The 14,757-nt window shown below is 67.0% G+C and carries 16 protein-coding genes; 13 read left to right on the top strand and 3 right to left on the bottom strand.

What is annotated here, in order from left to right; all coding sequences use genetic code 11:
* A partial coding sequence (locus tag AD72_RS31205) for an MFS transporter (RefSeq protein ID WP_031470242.1) occupies positions 1-585 on the bottom strand: 585 nt, incomplete at its 3' end.
* A gap of 171 nt (positions 586-756) precedes the next feature.
* Between AD72_RS31205 and AD72_RS31210 the strand changes: the two genes are divergently transcribed.
* Positions 757-1,731 (top strand): Lrp/AsnC family transcriptional regulator, encoded by a 975-nt coding sequence (locus AD72_RS31210; protein WP_031470227.1) that lies wholly within the window; start codon positions 757-759, stop codon positions 1,729-1,731.
* A 65-nt stretch (positions 1,732-1,796) separates the two neighbouring features.
* Here AD72_RS31210 and AD72_RS31215 read toward each other — a convergent pair whose 3' ends face one another.
* Positions 1,797-2,285: a MarR family winged helix-turn-helix transcriptional regulator gene (locus tag AD72_RS31215; protein WP_031470228.1), complete on the bottom strand. Its 489-nt coding sequence runs from the start codon at positions 2,283-2,285 to the stop codon at positions 1,797-1,799.
* A gap of 2 nt (positions 2,286-2,287) precedes the next feature.
* Here AD72_RS31215 and AD72_RS31220 point away from each other — a divergent pair, with 2 nt between their 5' ends.
* Entirely contained in the window at positions 2,288-2,731 is a 444-nt protein-coding gene (locus AD72_RS31220) for a hypothetical protein (RefSeq protein WP_031470229.1), read from the top strand.
* Here AD72_RS31220 and AD72_RS31225 read toward each other — a convergent pair.
* Positions 2,682-3,890, bottom strand: a complete 1,209-nt coding sequence (locus tag AD72_RS31225) for a bifunctional 3,4-dihydroxy-2-butanone-4-phosphate synthase/GTP cyclohydrolase II (protein ID WP_031470230.1) — start codon at positions 3,888-3,890, stop codon at positions 2,682-2,684. The two genes, AD72_RS31220 and AD72_RS31225, sit on opposite strands and share 50 nt — an antisense overlap.
* 269 nt (positions 3,891-4,159) lie before the next feature.
* On the opposite strand from AD72_RS31225, the gene AD72_RS31230 reads away from it, so the two are divergent.
* From AD72_RS31230 to AD72_RS31280, 11 genes are all read left to right on the top strand, one after another.
* Positions 4,160-5,533 carry an LLM class flavin-dependent oxidoreductase gene (locus tag AD72_RS31230; RefSeq protein WP_231645075.1) on the top strand — a complete coding sequence of 458 codons (1,374 nt, stop codon included), beginning with the start codon at positions 4,160-4,162 and terminating at the stop codon, positions 5,531-5,533.
* Between the two features lie 31 nt (positions 5,534-5,564).
* On the top strand, positions 5,565-6,080 hold the full coding sequence (locus tag AD72_RS37315) for a flavin reductase family protein (RefSeq protein ID WP_063890831.1): 516 nt from the start codon (positions 5,565-5,567) through the stop codon (positions 6,078-6,080).
* Between the two features lie 4 nt (positions 6,081-6,084).
* Positions 6,085-6,504 (top strand): ester cyclase, encoded by a 420-nt coding sequence (locus AD72_RS37320; RefSeq protein WP_031470233.1) that lies wholly within the window; start codon positions 6,085-6,087, stop codon positions 6,502-6,504.
* Positions 6,505-6,515: 11 nt separating this feature from the next.
* Positions 6,516-7,304: a 2-keto-4-pentenoate hydratase gene (locus tag AD72_RS31245; RefSeq protein ID WP_031470234.1), complete on the top strand. Its 789-nt coding sequence runs from the start codon at positions 6,516-6,518 to the stop codon at positions 7,302-7,304.
* A gap of 51 nt (positions 7,305-7,355) precedes the next feature.
* Positions 7,356-8,153 carry an IclR family transcriptional regulator gene (locus AD72_RS31250; protein ID WP_051899213.1) on the top strand — a complete coding sequence of 266 codons (798 nt, stop codon included), beginning with the start codon at positions 7,356-7,358 and terminating at the stop codon, positions 8,151-8,153.
* Positions 8,154-8,199: 46 nt separating this feature from the next.
* Positions 8,200-9,663, top strand: a complete 1,464-nt coding sequence (locus AD72_RS31255; protein WP_031470236.1) for an aldehyde dehydrogenase (NADP(+)) — start codon at positions 8,200-8,202, stop codon at positions 9,661-9,663.
* Complete coding sequence (locus AD72_RS37325) at positions 9,660-10,046, top strand: riboflavin kinase (protein WP_051899214.1); 387 nt, start codon at positions 9,660-9,662, stop codon at positions 10,044-10,046. Before AD72_RS31255 ends, AD72_RS37325 begins: the two co-directional genes overlap by 4 nt.
* 11 nt (positions 10,047-10,057) lie before the next feature.
* Positions 10,058-11,563, top strand: coding sequence for an MFS transporter (locus AD72_RS31265; protein WP_031470238.1), 1,506 nt, complete (start codon positions 10,058-10,060; stop codon positions 11,561-11,563).
* Positions 11,560-12,321 (top strand): HpcH/HpaI aldolase family protein, encoded by a 762-nt coding sequence (locus tag AD72_RS31270; RefSeq protein WP_031470239.1) that lies wholly within the window; start codon positions 11,560-11,562, stop codon positions 12,319-12,321. The genes AD72_RS31265 and AD72_RS31270 overlap by 4 nt, the downstream gene beginning before the upstream one ends.
* Complete coding sequence (locus tag AD72_RS31275) at positions 12,318-13,424, top strand: mandelate racemase/muconate lactonizing enzyme family protein (protein ID WP_031470240.1); 1,107 nt, start codon at positions 12,318-12,320, stop codon at positions 13,422-13,424. The genes AD72_RS31270 and AD72_RS31275 overlap by 4 nt, the downstream gene beginning before the upstream one ends.
* Before the next feature lie 32 nt (positions 13,425-13,456).
* Positions 13,457-14,757 (top strand): flavin monoamine oxidase family protein (locus tag AD72_RS31280; protein ID WP_031470241.1); only part of this gene is annotated, 1,301 nt, incomplete at its 3' end.

Genomic DNA, 14,757 nt, shown 5'->3' on the forward strand with positions numbered 1-14,757 from the left:
CAGGATCGCGCTGAGCAGGAACGGCACCCGCCAGCCCCAGGTCTGCATCGAATCCGGGAACAGCGCCGAGATCGCGGCGAACACCAGCACCGCGAGCAACCCGCCGATGCTGATCCCCGCACCGGTGAAACTGCCATAGAGCGCGCGTTTGCCCGGCGGTGCCGACTCGACCCCGTACAGCGCCGCGCCGCCCCACTCACCACCTGAGGCGAATCCCTGCACCAATCGCAGCAACACCAGCAGAATCGGTGCCCAGACACCGATCGTGGCGTATCCCGGGAGCACTCCGATCAGGACCGTGGACGTGCCCATCACCACCAGGGTCAGCATCAGCATCCGCTTGCGGCCGAGCCGATCACCCCAATGCCCGGCGAGGATCCCGCCGATCGGCCGGGCGAGAAAACCGGTACCGAACGCCGCGAAGGCCAACAGCGTCCCGATCAGCGGATCGCTCACCGGGAAGAACAGCTTGTTGAACACCAGCGAGGCGGCGGTGCCGTAAATGAGGAAGTCGTAATACTCGAGGGTCGTGCCCACACCGGAGACGACGAAGATCTTGACTCCCCCAGGGCGCACCGACGACATCCGCCACCTCCTTCTTCATTGAGCATCGAGACTTGTCTAGGTTCGAGCAACAGCTTCGCACATGAAGCCGTATCCATTCAAGATTCAGTTTATAAACGCCTGATTCAGGCGCGCACTCGGATGCCGGATTCCTGCGCTAAGCTCGCTGCCGACAGCAAGGAGAGGAGCACGATGGCCGAGGCACCCTGCCTGGACGAGGTCGACCTCGACCTGGTCGCCGCCCTGCAGCACGCGCCCCGCGCACCCTTCGATGTACTGGCGCGCGCCATCGGTGTCTCCGCGCGCACGGTGACCCGCCGGTATACGCGCCTGGTCGAAGACGATCTGCTCCGGGTCATCTGCGAGCTCGACTGGTCACTGCTCGCCGAAGGAGTTCCGGTGAACGTGTGGCTCGACACCGAACCGGGCGCCTCGCACGAGGTCGCCACAGCCCTGGCCGCACGGACGGACACCACCTTCGTCAGCATCTGTTCCGGCCGCGGTGATGTGTACACCGTGCTGCACGGGATGACCAGGAAAGCCACCACCACCGCGCTGACCACCGAGCTGCCCCGGATCGCGGGAATCCGCTCGATCCGCAGCGAATGGGTGCTGCGCAGGCTGACCAGCTCCGCGGCCTGGAGACTGCCCCGGCTCGGCAAGGAACAACGCACCGCCCTTTCCGACCACTCCATCACCGAGCGCGGTCAACGCCACCAGGAACTCGACCCGCTCGAGCGAAACCTGGCCGAGCTGCTCCGAACCGACGCCCGCACCCCCTACTCGGAGATCGCACGCAGCCTCGAGATCACCGAATCACGGGCCCGACGCACCGCGACCGCCCTGTTCGACTCCGGGATGCTCCGGCCGCGCGTCGAGATCGACCCGCACCAGCTCGGCTACCAGACCGAAGTCGTACTCAGCATTTCCTGCCCACCGCACGCCGCCGACGAACTGACCACCACACTACGCACACATCCGGCGACCCGATTCCTCGGCCTCGTCGCCGCCAAACCCACACTCACCTGGGACGGCGTGTTCCACAACGAGGACGAACTGGCCGATTTCCTCACCGCCGACATCGGATCCCACCAGGCTGTGACCGCCCTCGAATGCTCCTTCCACCTGAACATCGCCAAGCGCTACTGGACCAGCACCCGCACGTGACGCAACCGTACGAACTTCCCCATCGGAGCAAGACCGATACGAAGACCCGGCCAAGCGGGCGTGACTCAGGCATGCTGGTTGTGGGGTGCAGCGGAGCGGGGTGGCTGGGCGCGCATGTGATCGCGGACCTTGGTCATGATGTCACCGAGGGCTGTCAGGTCCGTTGTGGACAGTGGGGTGAACAGCAGCTCGCGCACGAGTTCGATGTGTCCGGGCAGGATCTTGGCGACCCGGTCGAGGCCGTCCTGGGTGATCGTCACCAGGGTGGCGCGCTGATCCTCGGGACTGGGGGCTCGGGTGATCAGCCCGGCCTTCTCCAGCAGCCCGGCCTGATGAGTCAGGCCGCTGCGACTGTAGACGACACCATCGGCAAGCGCGGTCATGGTCAGCTGCCGCTTCGGGGCATCGGCGAGCCGGGCCAGTAGCTGGAACTGGACGTAACTGAGCTCCCCAGCCGCGCGCACCTGCTGCTCGACGGCATGATGCAGCAGGCTCACCGACTCCATCAGCGCGAAGTAGGTGTTCAGCTGCTCGGGTTCCAGCTCTTCTGCCACTGATGTACGGCCCCCAAGCCGCCTTTTTCGCCGAACTGTTCCCCACCCGCATCCGCTATTCGGGCATTTCGCTCGGCCAGCAGATCGGCGGTGTACTCGGCAGCTCACTGGCCCCGATCATCGTGGTCGCCCTGCTCGATGTCGGCTCCTACTGGCTGGTGACCGCTTACGTAGTCGCTATCGCCGCGTTGACCGCAGTCTCGGTGCTGCGGCTGCCCAGATGGTCCACAGTGGACTGTCTGGCGTTCTTGGTCAGAATGTTGCCACAGAGGTTCTTCGCGCCGTTGTCGCTCAGATTCGTGGCCTTCACCACGGCGACCAGCTTGGTCCGCACGGGCTCGCCGACGCCGCGGGAGCCACCGACCACGCCTCGTCGAGTCGAGCGGATCGACCGGTTCAGGCGATCCGTTCCAGTCGGTGCCCCATCCGGTCGCGTTTCGCGGTGAGGTAGGCCCAGTTGTGTTCGTTGGGTTCCGTTTCCAGGGCCACCTGGTCAGTGACGGCAATGCCACCGTCAGTGAGGGCGCGGACTTTCTCCGGATTGTTGGTCATCAGTCGCGCCGACGCGATTCCGAGGTCGGTCAGGATGCCTGCGGCCACGGTGTAGTCGCGGTTGTCGACGGGTAGCCCGAGTGCCAGGTTTGCCTCGAGCGTGTCCAGGCCTTCGCGCTGCTGGAGCTCGTACGCGCGCAGCTTCTGCCCCAGGCCGATCCCGCGGCCCTCGTGTCCGCGCATATACATGACGACGCCACGCCCCTCGGTGGCGATCGTCTGCATGGCGGTGCGCAGTTGAGTCCCGCAATCGCACCGCAGCGAACCGAGCAGGTCGCCGGTGAGGCATTCGCTGTGCAGGCGGACCAGAATGTCGCGTGCTCCTTCGGTCTCTCCCATTGCCAGCACGACGTGCTCGATGTCCCCCTGTCGGTAGGTAAGCGCACGGAACGTGCCGAGATCGGTGGGAATTGTGGCCTCGCCAGTCTTTTCCGGGCGGGCGTCCTCGGCGTCCAGCCATGCGGTGAGATCGGCGATGGAGATCATCGGTATGGCGTGCTGTGCGGCGAACTGCCGCAGTTGCGGTCCGCGCATCATCTGCCGCCGATCCGGGGTCACGATCTCGCACAGCAGGGCGGCCCCGCTGAGTCCGGCGAGCCGGCACAGCTCGACTCCGGCCTCGGTGTGACCGGGGCGTTGCCGCACGCCACCAGGTTTCGCCAGCAGAGGCATCAGGTGCCCGGGCCGGGCGAGGTCGGCCGGGTCCAGAAGCGGGTCGGCCAGGGCACGGGCGGTCCTCGCGCGATCCTGCGCGCTGATCCCCGTGGTCGTCTCGTGCCGATAGTCGACGCTGACGAGGAACGCGGTGCGGTGGCTTTCGGTGTTGTCCTCGACCATCAGGCCGAGCCCCAGCGCGCTGGCACGGGGCTCGTCGACGGCGACGCACAGGAAACCCGAGGTGTGCTCGAGGAAGAACGCGACCTCGTCGGTGGTCGCGAACTCCGCGGCCATGATCAGGTCGCCCTCGTTCTCCCGGTCCTCGTCGTCGACAACGAGGACTTTCCCGCCCGCGGCCAGGACCGCGACAGCTTCGGCGATGTCCGACGACGGCATGAACTCCTCCTCCAGGACAGTTGACGTTCATCTAGTGAACGAATCATCCATTTAACGATGACACCGCTTTCAGTGAGCGTCAAGCCCGCGTCGTCGATGCGAATACGATTCACGTTGCCGCACAGCCATTATTGATCAACAAGGCTGCCGCAGACGAACTGCAGTCGACCCGTTGACGCGACATAGAGACCCCCCTTACAGTTCCAGCCATCCGCTTAGTGGTCGATGTGATCACTAGATGAACGCGAAGGATGGACATGGCAAAGCAAATGAGGGTGTTCGCGTTCGACTTCCACGGTCCCGCGCACCTTTCCGCCGGTCTGTGGCGGCACGGCAGGGACCGCAGCGAGCAGTACAAGAACCTCCGTGCCTGGGTGGACTACGCCAGGACTCTCGAGAACGCCTGCTTCGACGGCATCTTCTTCGCCGACAACGACGGCTACCACGAGAAGTACAACGGCAGCGCGGATGGCGCGCTCCGGGACGCCGCGCAGTTCCCCGCCAACGATCCGGCTTACCTCGTTCCCGCGATGGCAGCCGCGACGAAGCACCTTGGCTTCGGCATCACGACCTCCACGGCCTACACCCCGCCTTACACGGTGGCCAGGAAGTTCTCCACCCTCGACCACCTCACCGACGGCCGCGTCGGCTGGAACGTCGTCACCTCCTACTCCGACTCCGCCGCGCGAAACCTCGGCAATGGCACGCAACTGGCACATGACGCGCGCTACGAGCGGGCCGAAGAATTCATCGACGTCACGCTGAAGCTCTGGGAAGGCTCCTGGGACGAGGACGCTGTCGTCCGGGACACGGATTCGTGCACCTACGTCGATCCGTTGCGGGTCCACGAGGTGCAGCACCAGGGCGAGCACTTCACCGTCGACGGCATCTTCGTCTGCGAGCCCTCGCCGCAGCGCACGCCGGTGATCTTCCAGGCCGGCGGCTCGGCCAAGGGAATGGCACTGGCAGCCGCGACCGCCGAGGCGGTCTTCATGAACTCGCTGTCCAAGCCTGGCTTGAAAAAGCAGGTGGACAACCTGCGCGCGAAGGCCGCCGAGGCCGGACGGGACCCGCACCATATCGCCGTGCTGCAGATGATCACGGTGATCTCGGCTCCCACCGACGAAGAGGCTCAGCGCAAGTACCAGCAGTACCTGGACCTGGTCTCCTATGACGGCGCGATGGCCCGCTACAGCGGCTGGACCGGGCTCGACATGGCACAGTTCGACCCGGACCGTCCGCTCGAGGAGGTCAAGACCAACGCCGGACAGACCATGGTGGATGTCTTCACGAAGCTGGATCCCGGAAAGAAATGGACGCCGCGCGACATCGCCCGGGAGATCGGCATCGGCGGCACCTCACCGGTCATCGTCGGCAGCCCGCAGACGGTCGCGGACCAACTCATGTCCTGGATGAACGAGACCGGCATCGACGGCTTCAACATCGCCCATGCCGCCAAATTCGCCGACATCGAGGACTTCGCCCAGTACGTCGTGCCCGAACTGCAGGCCCGCGGCGTAATGCGGACCTCGTACGAGGGAAACACGTTGCGCGAAAACCTCTTCGGAGCCGGGCAGCGGCGCCTTCCCGTCGACCACCCGGGCACGGCCTACTGCCGCTCGCTCGTTTCCCAAGCACAGTAAGGAGGATGCCCCGATGTCCGTCGCCGTCACCATGCAGAACCCGGCGGTCGACCCGGCGATTCAGCGTCAGATCTTCGGCGCGCTTCCCACCGGCGTCACGGCCATCACCGGCCTCACCGCAGGGGGCATGCCCCGCGGTTTCGTAGTCGGCACGTTCCAATCCCTGTCGCTGTCCCCGCCACTGGTCACCTTCTGCGTCGACAGAAGCTCGAGCACGTGGCCGACGCTGCGTTCACTCGGCCGCTTCACCGCGAACATCCTGTCCACGGAACAACTTCCGGTGTGCCGCGCGCTGGCGCGCAAGGGTGACGAGAAGTTCCAGGGCATCGACTATGAAGAGAGCCTGCTCGGCACGCCTCGCATTTCCGGTGCCGCCGCGTGGATCGACTGCGATGTCATTTCCGAGGTCGTGGCAGGTGACCACTTCGTCATCATCGGCGCGATCAAGGCGGTGTCCCCCGGTACCGGCGAGGCACTGTTGTTCCGCGGCGGCCAGTTCGGCGAATTCAACCGGTGGCCCGCACCCGTACCCGGCGGACGGGCGTGACGCCATGACCACGATGCTCGACCGCGTCACCAACGCCTGGGTCAAAGCTTGGGGCGAAGGCGACACTGCCTCGTTCGAAGCTCTCGCCCACGACGGCTACGTACGTCATTCGAAATCCGGTGAAGAACACCTGCCGGAGGTGCTGCGCAACATCGAGGAGCAGCACACCGCTTTCAGCGATTTCGGAATCCGGGTCCTGTCCGCGATCGAAGACCACAACCTCGTCGCGATCCACTGGGAAAGCACCGGCACGCACACCGGGGAGTTCATGGGCGTGCCACCGACCGGCCGCACCGTCACTGTCTCCGGCGCATCGTTCATCCGCTATCGCGACGGGAAGATCACCAGCGAGTCCGTTGTCTGGGACCCGCGGGAACTGCTCGCCGCGGTGGGCATCTGGCACCTCGGCCACCAGCACGTCTGAAAGGAGACATCGTGGCGATCGACATCGACGGGACCACGGAGCGGCTCATTGCCGCCCAGGACTCCCGCTCCCCTGTCGAGAAACTCCTCGACGAGGCCGACAACCCGACAAAGGCGGACGCGTTCCGCGTCGCGCAGGAAGTCGTGCGGCGCCGCGTCGCGGCCGGAGATGCCGTCGCCGGGTTCAAGCTGGGCAACATCGCCAAGGCGATGCAGACCATGTTCGGCGTGGACGAACCCGACTATGGCTACCTGCTGGCCAGCCAGTTCCGGCCGGAGAACCTGACCATCGACGAGAAGGAGTTCATCGAACCGTTCGTCGAAGTCGAGCCAGCGTTCGTGCTCAAGAACAACGTCGGCGGCCCGCACGTCACGGCTGTCGACATCATCGCGGCCACCGATTTCGTCGTCCCCGCCTTGGAAATCATCGACTCCCGGGTGCTGCACTGGAACATCAGCATCTACGACACGCTCGCCGACGGCGGGTCCTGCGGCGCTGTGATCGTCGGCGGAAGCCCGCGCAAGCTCTCCGAGGTCGACCTTGCCGACACGCCCGGGGAAGTCCGCTTCGACGACGAGGTGAAAGCCACCGGCAACACCAGCGCCGCGTACGGCAATCCCATCGGTGCGCTCGCCTGGCTGTGCCGCCGCGTCGCCGAGTACGACGTGGGACTCCAAGCCGGTCAGCTGATCCTGCCGGGCAGCATCCTGGCGGCCGAGAGGCTGGTCCCCGGGCACCGGGTCACCGGGAGCTTCGCGGGATGGGGGGAGGTGAGCTTCGACTACGGGAACGTAAAGTAGCGCTCCGGAGGGTGGGCGACTTCCTCGGCCCGCCCTGGGAAGGAGCCGCAGGTGTCCGCGAGCGAACCGGACAGCAGCAGTTCGGCGCCGTCGAACCGCTCTGTCGTACGGGCCGCCCGGATCCTGCGCGCCCTGGGAGCCGGCCCCGCGGCGATGACCGTGACCGAGGTCGCGCAGCAGATCGGGCTTCCCCGCGCCACCACGTTCCGCCTCCTCGTCACCCTCGAGAACGAGGGATTCGTGGACCGGCAGGACACGCTCTATTCCCTGGGGTGGGACCTCGCCCGGCTCGCCGGGGGAATCGACCCCGCTGCCGGCCTGGTGCCCCGGGTCTCCGGTCTCATCGACGAGCTCGCCGATGAGATCGGGGAAACCGTCACCTTGTCGGTGCGGCGCGGACGCTACGACCTGGATCTCGTGGCGCAGGCCAACCCGCGCCGGGTGGGTATGGCGATGTCCGACATGCACGGCATGAAGTGGTCGCTGCACGCATCCTCCACCGGGAAGCTACTGCTCGCCGAACTGGACGACAGCGAACTCGAAGCGGCGACCAGCGGCGAGCTCGACAAGCTGACCAAGCACACCATCACCGACTACGCCGAACTGAAACAGGACCTGGGCCGCACGCGGGAACGCGGCTGGTCGCTGACCGACGAGGAGCTCGAGGACGGCATCGTCTCCGTCGCCGTCCCGATCCGGGACACCGCGGCCAGCCTGCTGGCCGCCCTCACGTTCGTGGGGCCGGTCTACCGCATCGACACCGACAAACGAACCGAGTTGACCCACCGCCTCCTCGCTGGGGCGAGCCGGGTCCAGCAGCACCTGAACACCACGCCCGCCGACACCTGACCGGGGCTTTCGTGGTGTCCAGGTGGACACCACGAAAGGACTCCCGATGCCGCATTCCGAGACCCCGCCCGCCGAGGTCGGGCCACTGCTCGGCCAGACGCTCGCCGCCCACCGAAACTGGACACGCACACCGAGCAAGGCCAGGGCCGACGTTCTCGTCACCATCGGCGACGCGCTCGAAGCCGCCGCGGACGAACTCGTCCCCCTCGCCCGGGCCGAGACGAATCTGCCCGAACCCCGGCTGCGCGGCGAACTGAAGCGAACCGGCTTCCAGCTACGTCTCTTCGCCGACCTCCTCCGCGGCGGCGACCACCTCGACGCCCGCCTCGACCACGCCGACCCCCACTGGCCGATGGGCGCCCCACGCCCGGACCTGCGCCGCTCGCGACGCCCCATCGGCCCGGTTCTCGTCTACGCCGCCAGCAATTTCCCCTTCGCCTTCTCCGTCGCCGGTGGCGACACCGCATCGGCACTGGCCGCGGGCAACGCCGTCGTCGTCAAAGCCCACCCTGGCCACCCTCGGCTGTCCGACGCGACCGCCTCGGTAGTGCGTTCCGCGCTCGAGGACACCGGTACCGAGCCGGACCTGTTGCAGGTGATCCACGGCCGCGAGCCGGGCATCGCGGCACTGCGCGACCCGCGGATCAAGGCTGCCGGGTTCACCGGTTCCATTCCCGGCGGCCGCGCCCTCCTGGACATCGCTGCCTCGCGCCCCGATCCGATCCCGTTCTACGGGGAACTCGGCAGCAACAACCCGGTGTTCGTCACACACCGCGCCGCCCGCGAGCGCGGGGACGAGATCGCCGCCGGATTCATCGCTTCCTTCACCCAGAACGCCGGCCAGTTCTGCACCAAACCCGGCACCCTGTTCGTCCCGGCAGGCTCGGACCTGACCGAAAAGCTGGCGGCGACCTCGTTGCCGGCGGGCGAACCGATGCTGAACCCGGCCATCGAAACAGCGTTCCGCAAGACGCTGGCCGAGCGCGAGAGCCACGGCTCCGTCGAGGTGCTTGCCCGCGGTGAGGAGTCCGACAACGCCCCAGCACCGACCCTGCTGCGGACCCGCGTCGAGAAACTGCTGGCTGACCCCGCCACCCTGGAACAGGAGTGCTTCGGCCCTACGGCCCTTGTCGTGGAGTACGACCACGAAGCGCAACTCGTCGCCGCGGCGCGCAGCTTCGGCGGCCAGCTCACCGCCACTGTGCAGGCGCAGGAGTCCTGTGACGTCGGCGAACTGGCCGAGGAACTCGCCGAACGGGCGGGCCGGGTGCTGTTCAACCAGTGGCCGACCGGGGTCTCGGTCACCTACGCACAGCAGCACGGCGGGCCGTACCCGGCCACTACCGCGCCCGGCACTACCTCGGTCGGCACCGCCGCCATCGAACGCTTCCTGCGTCCGGTCGCCTACCAGAACTTCCCGCAGCACCTGCTGCCTGCCGAACTCCGGGACGACAATCCGGAAGGATTCCCTCGGCTGGAGAACGGCCGTCCGGCGGAGAGGGACCGGTGAGCATCGTGATCCAGGGCATTGTCGAGCACGGCGATGCGCGCGGGCGCCTGCTCGGCTTCCCGACGGCGAACCTGCGTATGCCCGCCGGCTCCGAGCACGACGGTGTGTGGGCAGCTCGCGTCGAGGTGCCCGGCCGCGGCGCCTGGCAGGCGACGGTCTCGATCGGAACCCGCCCCACCTACTACGAGGACAACGCGGTCCGCCTCGCCGAGGCTCACCTGCTGGACTTCGACGGCGACCTCTACGACCACACCATCCAGGTGGAACTGCTCCACCTGCTCCGTGGACAGATCGCGTGCGCCTCGTCGGCGGAGCTCGTCGCGCTGATCCGCGATGACGTGACCCGGACCCGCGCCCAGTTGACCGAGCAAGCCACCGACTAGAAGGACCAACAATGTCCGCATCTCAAAGGCGAGAGCTCTCCCACGGACAACCCGCCCGGCGGATCAGAGAGGAGGACTGCGTCGTCGTCGACCGGCCGACGCTGCTGCGAGCCCAGATCGGCGCCGGAATGGGCAACTTCATCGAGTGGTACGACGTCGGCGTCTACGGCTACCTCGCGACCACCCTGACCAAGGTCTTCACCGCCGGGATGGACGAACAGCTCGGCCTGCTCGCGACGCTGTTCGGCTTCGCGGTGTCCTTCCTCGTCCGGCCCATCGGCGGGATGATCCTCGGCCCGCTCGGCGACAAGATCGGCCGCCGCAAGGTCATGCTTTTCACCATCGCACTCATGGCGGCCGCCACCACGTTCATCGGCGTGCTTCCCACAGCGACGGCCATCGGACCGTGGGCGCTGATCCTGCTCTATCTGCTGCGCATGGCGCAGGGCTTCTCCACCGGAGGCGAGTACTCCGGAGCACTGACCTACGTCGCGGAATTCTCACCAGACCGCAGCCGCGGCTTCCACACCTCGATCCTCAACAGCGGCTCGCAGCTCGGCTTCGCCGCGGGCGCCGGCGTCGTCGCGGCCACGTCCGGCATCGCGACCGCGGTCGCGGGCCCGAACGCGATGATCAACGGCGGCTGGCGATTCCCGTTCCTTCTGGCGCTCGTGCTCGGCGCGATCGCAATACTGCTGCGCAGCCGGATCGAAGAATCCCCGAGCTTCGAAGCCGCACGCACCAAGGTCGAGCAGGAGCACGCCGACCCGATCTTCGTCCGGCACAACCTTCCCGGCATCCTCAAGCGCTACTGGCCGCAGATCCTCATCGGGCTGGCGCTGATCGGAGCGGATGGCGCCGCGTCGTACACACTCACCAGCTACATGCCGGCCTACCTCGAGAACGAGATCGGCAGCACCACGATCCACACGGCGATCGCGACCGTCGGCGTCCTCCTCGCGCAAGCGGTCCTGTTACCGGTCTTCGGACGAATGTCGGACAAGCTCGGGCGCAGGCCGGTCTACCTCATGGCAGCCGTCGGCAACCTCATCCTGCTGGTCCCCGCCTTCGCACTGATGCACCTCGGGACCATCTGGTCGCTGTATCTGGCGCTGACACTGCTCATGGTGCCCGGCACGCTGTTCCTGTGCATGAACGCGGCCATCATGGCCGAGCTGTACCCGACCGCTTCGCGGCACGGAGCCGTCGGCTTCACGCAGAACCTCGCCGCCTCGCTGTTCGGCGGCACCGTGCCGCTGGTGTCCCAGCTGCTCGTGGATCTGACCGGAAACCGTTACGCGCCAGCGTTCTACGTCATGTTCTTCGCGGTTCTCGCGCTGGTCGCGGCACTGTGCATGCGTGAAACCGCCGCCCGTCCACTGCTCGGTTCCGTTCCGGTGGTCTCCAGCGCCGAAGAGGCCCAACTGCTGGTCCGGAACCAGGACACCGACGAGCGGCTGGACACCTCGACCATGATCCTCGCGCCGATACCAACCGCCGAAGGACGACCGGAATGACCATCGCGGACTTCGTGCGGCGCGTGCGCGAGCGCGAACCGCTCGTGGGCTACTGGCTACTCGCCGACTCCCCGGTGATGGCCGAGCGGCTGGCCCGGGGCGGATACGACTACCTCTGCCTGGACCAGCAGCACGGGCTGATGGGCTATCACGGGATCCGCGACGGTCTGCTGGCGATCGACGCCGGTGGTGTCCTCGGCCCACGACCCACCGTCGGGCTGGTACGGACGGCGGCGAACGAGCTGCGGTGTATCGGCCAAGCCCTCGACGCGGGCGCGGCCGGGGTGATCGTGCCGATGATCGACGACGCCGAAGCCGCGCGCGAGGCGGTGCGCAATGCCAAGTACCCACCACTGGGCCGCCGCTCGTACGGGCCGATGCGCGCCGAACTGCGCCGCGGCACGGATCTCGCCGTCGTGAACGAAACCACGCTGGTCGCCGTGATGATCGAGACTGCAGCCGGGCTCGAAAACGTCGAGGAAATCGCCACTGTACCCGGCGTCGACGCACTCTACGTGGGTCCATACGACCTCACCCTCGCAGTCGGCGGCATCGACAACGCCCTGAAACGGATCCTGGTCACGGCACACCGCAACGGCAAGGCCGCGGGCATCCACGCCGACGACGGAGACACCGCAGCCGAACGGCTGGCCCTCGGGTTCGACTTCGTCAGCATCGAGGGCGACCTCCCGCACCTCGAACAGATCGCACAGTCCCATTTGGACCAGGCTCGATTCCGGAAAGCGGTGAACGCATGAAAATTTCCGAGATTTCCGTCTACTCGCATCAGATTCCGGTCGTCCACGGACGGTACCGGATGTCCGTCGGTGAACTCACCACCCTGGAAACGACGCTGGTCAGGATCGTGACCGACGACGGTCTGACCGGCTGGGGGGAAACCTGTCCAGTCGGTCCCGTATACCAGCCGCACCACGCCGCAGGCGCGCAGGCTGCGCTGACCGAGCTGGCACCGCGCCTGATCGGCGAAGACCCCACGCGGATCCTCAGCCTGCACCGCCGGATGAACGCGTTGCTGGACGGGCACGAATACGCCAAGGCCGCGCTCGACATCGCCGCCCACGACATCACCGGCAAACACTTCCAGGTGCGCGTCGCCGACCTGCTCGGCGGAGCAGAGACCGAGCGTGTGCCGTCCTACTACGCGTTGGCCATCGGCGAGCCGGACGAGGTCGCCGAGCAGGCGGTGCGGCGCGCGGACGAGGGATATCCGCGTCTGCAGCTGAAAGCAGGCAGCCGCCCCGTGGAGATCGACATCGAGACGGTGCGCAAAGTGTGGGAGCGAGTCGGCGGACGGGTACAGCTCGCCGTGGACGCCAACCGCTCGCTGACCGCGCGCGATGTGCTGCGGCTCAGCCGTGAATGCCGGGACATCCCGTTCGTCATCGAACAACCGACCCGCACCATGGACGAACTGCCCGGAATTCGTGACCGGATCGAGCACGCCGTCTACCTTGACGAAACGACCGTCGACGTCAACGCGGTACTACGCGCCGTCGGGTCCCACCTCTGCGAGGGTTTCGGGCTCAAGGTCACCCGTCTCGGCGGCCTCCTGCCCATGACCACCGTGCGCGGGATATGCGAGGCCCGCTCGCTGCCACACACCTGCGACGACGCATGGGGCGGCGACATCATCGCCGCGGCATGCACCCATCTCGGAGCCACCGTCAGCCCGCGGCTGAACGAGGGCGTCTGGATCGCCCAGCCCTACCTCGGCGGCCACTACGGCCCCGACTGCGACATCGACGTCGTCGCCGGCCACATCGCCCTGCCTCCCGGACCCGGCCTGGGCATCACACCGGACGAATCCCAGTTCGGCACACCGGTCGCGGCCTTCGGCTAAAGCCCCATACCGCCTAGGGAAAGGAATCCACCATGCCGTACGACACCGATGTCGTGATCGTCGGCGCGGGCCTGGCCGGCCTCACCGCCGCCCGAGAGCTCGGCGCCGCCGGTCTGAACGTGACCGTGCTCGAGGCACGCGACCGCATCGGCGGGCGTCTCTACACCGACGAACGCCTCGGTCACCACCTCGAACTGGGCGGAAACTGGCTGCACTGGGTACAGCCGCACGTCTGGTCCGAGGTCAACCGGTACCGGCTGCGCGTCGGCCGGGGCCCGAAATCCGAGGAAACCTTCTGGATCGCCGAGGGCGAGGTCGTGCGCGGTGACCTGCCCGGCTTCATGGCCGTCATCGACCCCGGGATGCGAGCGCTGGTCGCCAACAGCGGAAAACTGCTGCCGCGCCCGGACCAGATCGCCGACCAGGACGCCTTCGCCGAGGCCGACCGGCTCACCTTGCAGCAGGCACTGGACGCCCTTGACCTCTCCCCCGCCGAGCGCAGCGCGAACGAGGCGGCGTGGGTCGGCCACTGCAACGGACCGCTCGACCAGGTGGGCTACGCGGCCGCGATCCGCTGGACAGCCGCGACGGCCGGCTCATGGGAAGTGATGCACGAAGCCAGTTCGATCTACCGCCTCGAGGACGGCAACGCCGGTCTGGCCGCCGCGATCGCCGCTGACGTGCCGGGCGAGATCCGGCTGAACCAGATCGTGACACGCGTCGAGCACGACGACCACGGCGCCACGATCCACACCGCCGGCGGCGACCAACTGCGGGCCCGCCGCGCCGTGCTCACCTTGCCGCTGAACATCCTGCACGAACTCGACGTGCGGCCACCGCTGTCCCCGGGCAAACTCGAAGCCAGCCGGACCGGAACGGCCTCTCAAGGACTCAAACTCTGGATCCGGGTCAAAGGACCGATCAAACCGTTCTTCGCCTACTCCACAAAGGACCATCCACTTTCGGTCGTCCGCACCGAATTCGTAGGCGAGGACGACGCCGTACTCGTCTCGTTCGGCGCGGACGCCACCCGGCTCGACCCGAACAACATCGACGACGTCCAGCACGCGCTGAAAGCATGGCGCGACGACCTGGAAGTACTCGAAGTCACCTCGCACGACTGGAACAACGACCCGTTCGCGAAGGAGACCTGGTTGATCCAGCGCCCCGGCGCGTACTCGGCTTCCCAAGCGGAGCTGCAACGCCCGGAAGGCACCGTGCGGCTGGCCAGCAGCGACATCGCCAATCTATGGGCCGGATTCTTCGACGGCGCAATAGAATCCGGCCTCCGGACGGCAAGGGAGATAGCGGCCGAACTAAGAGATGGTTTCAA

Source organism: Sciscionella sediminilitoris (genome assembly GCF_000737195.2).
GTDB classification, from domain to species: Bacteria; Actinomycetota; Actinomycetes; order Mycobacteriales; family Pseudonocardiaceae; genus Sciscionella; species Sciscionella sediminilitoris.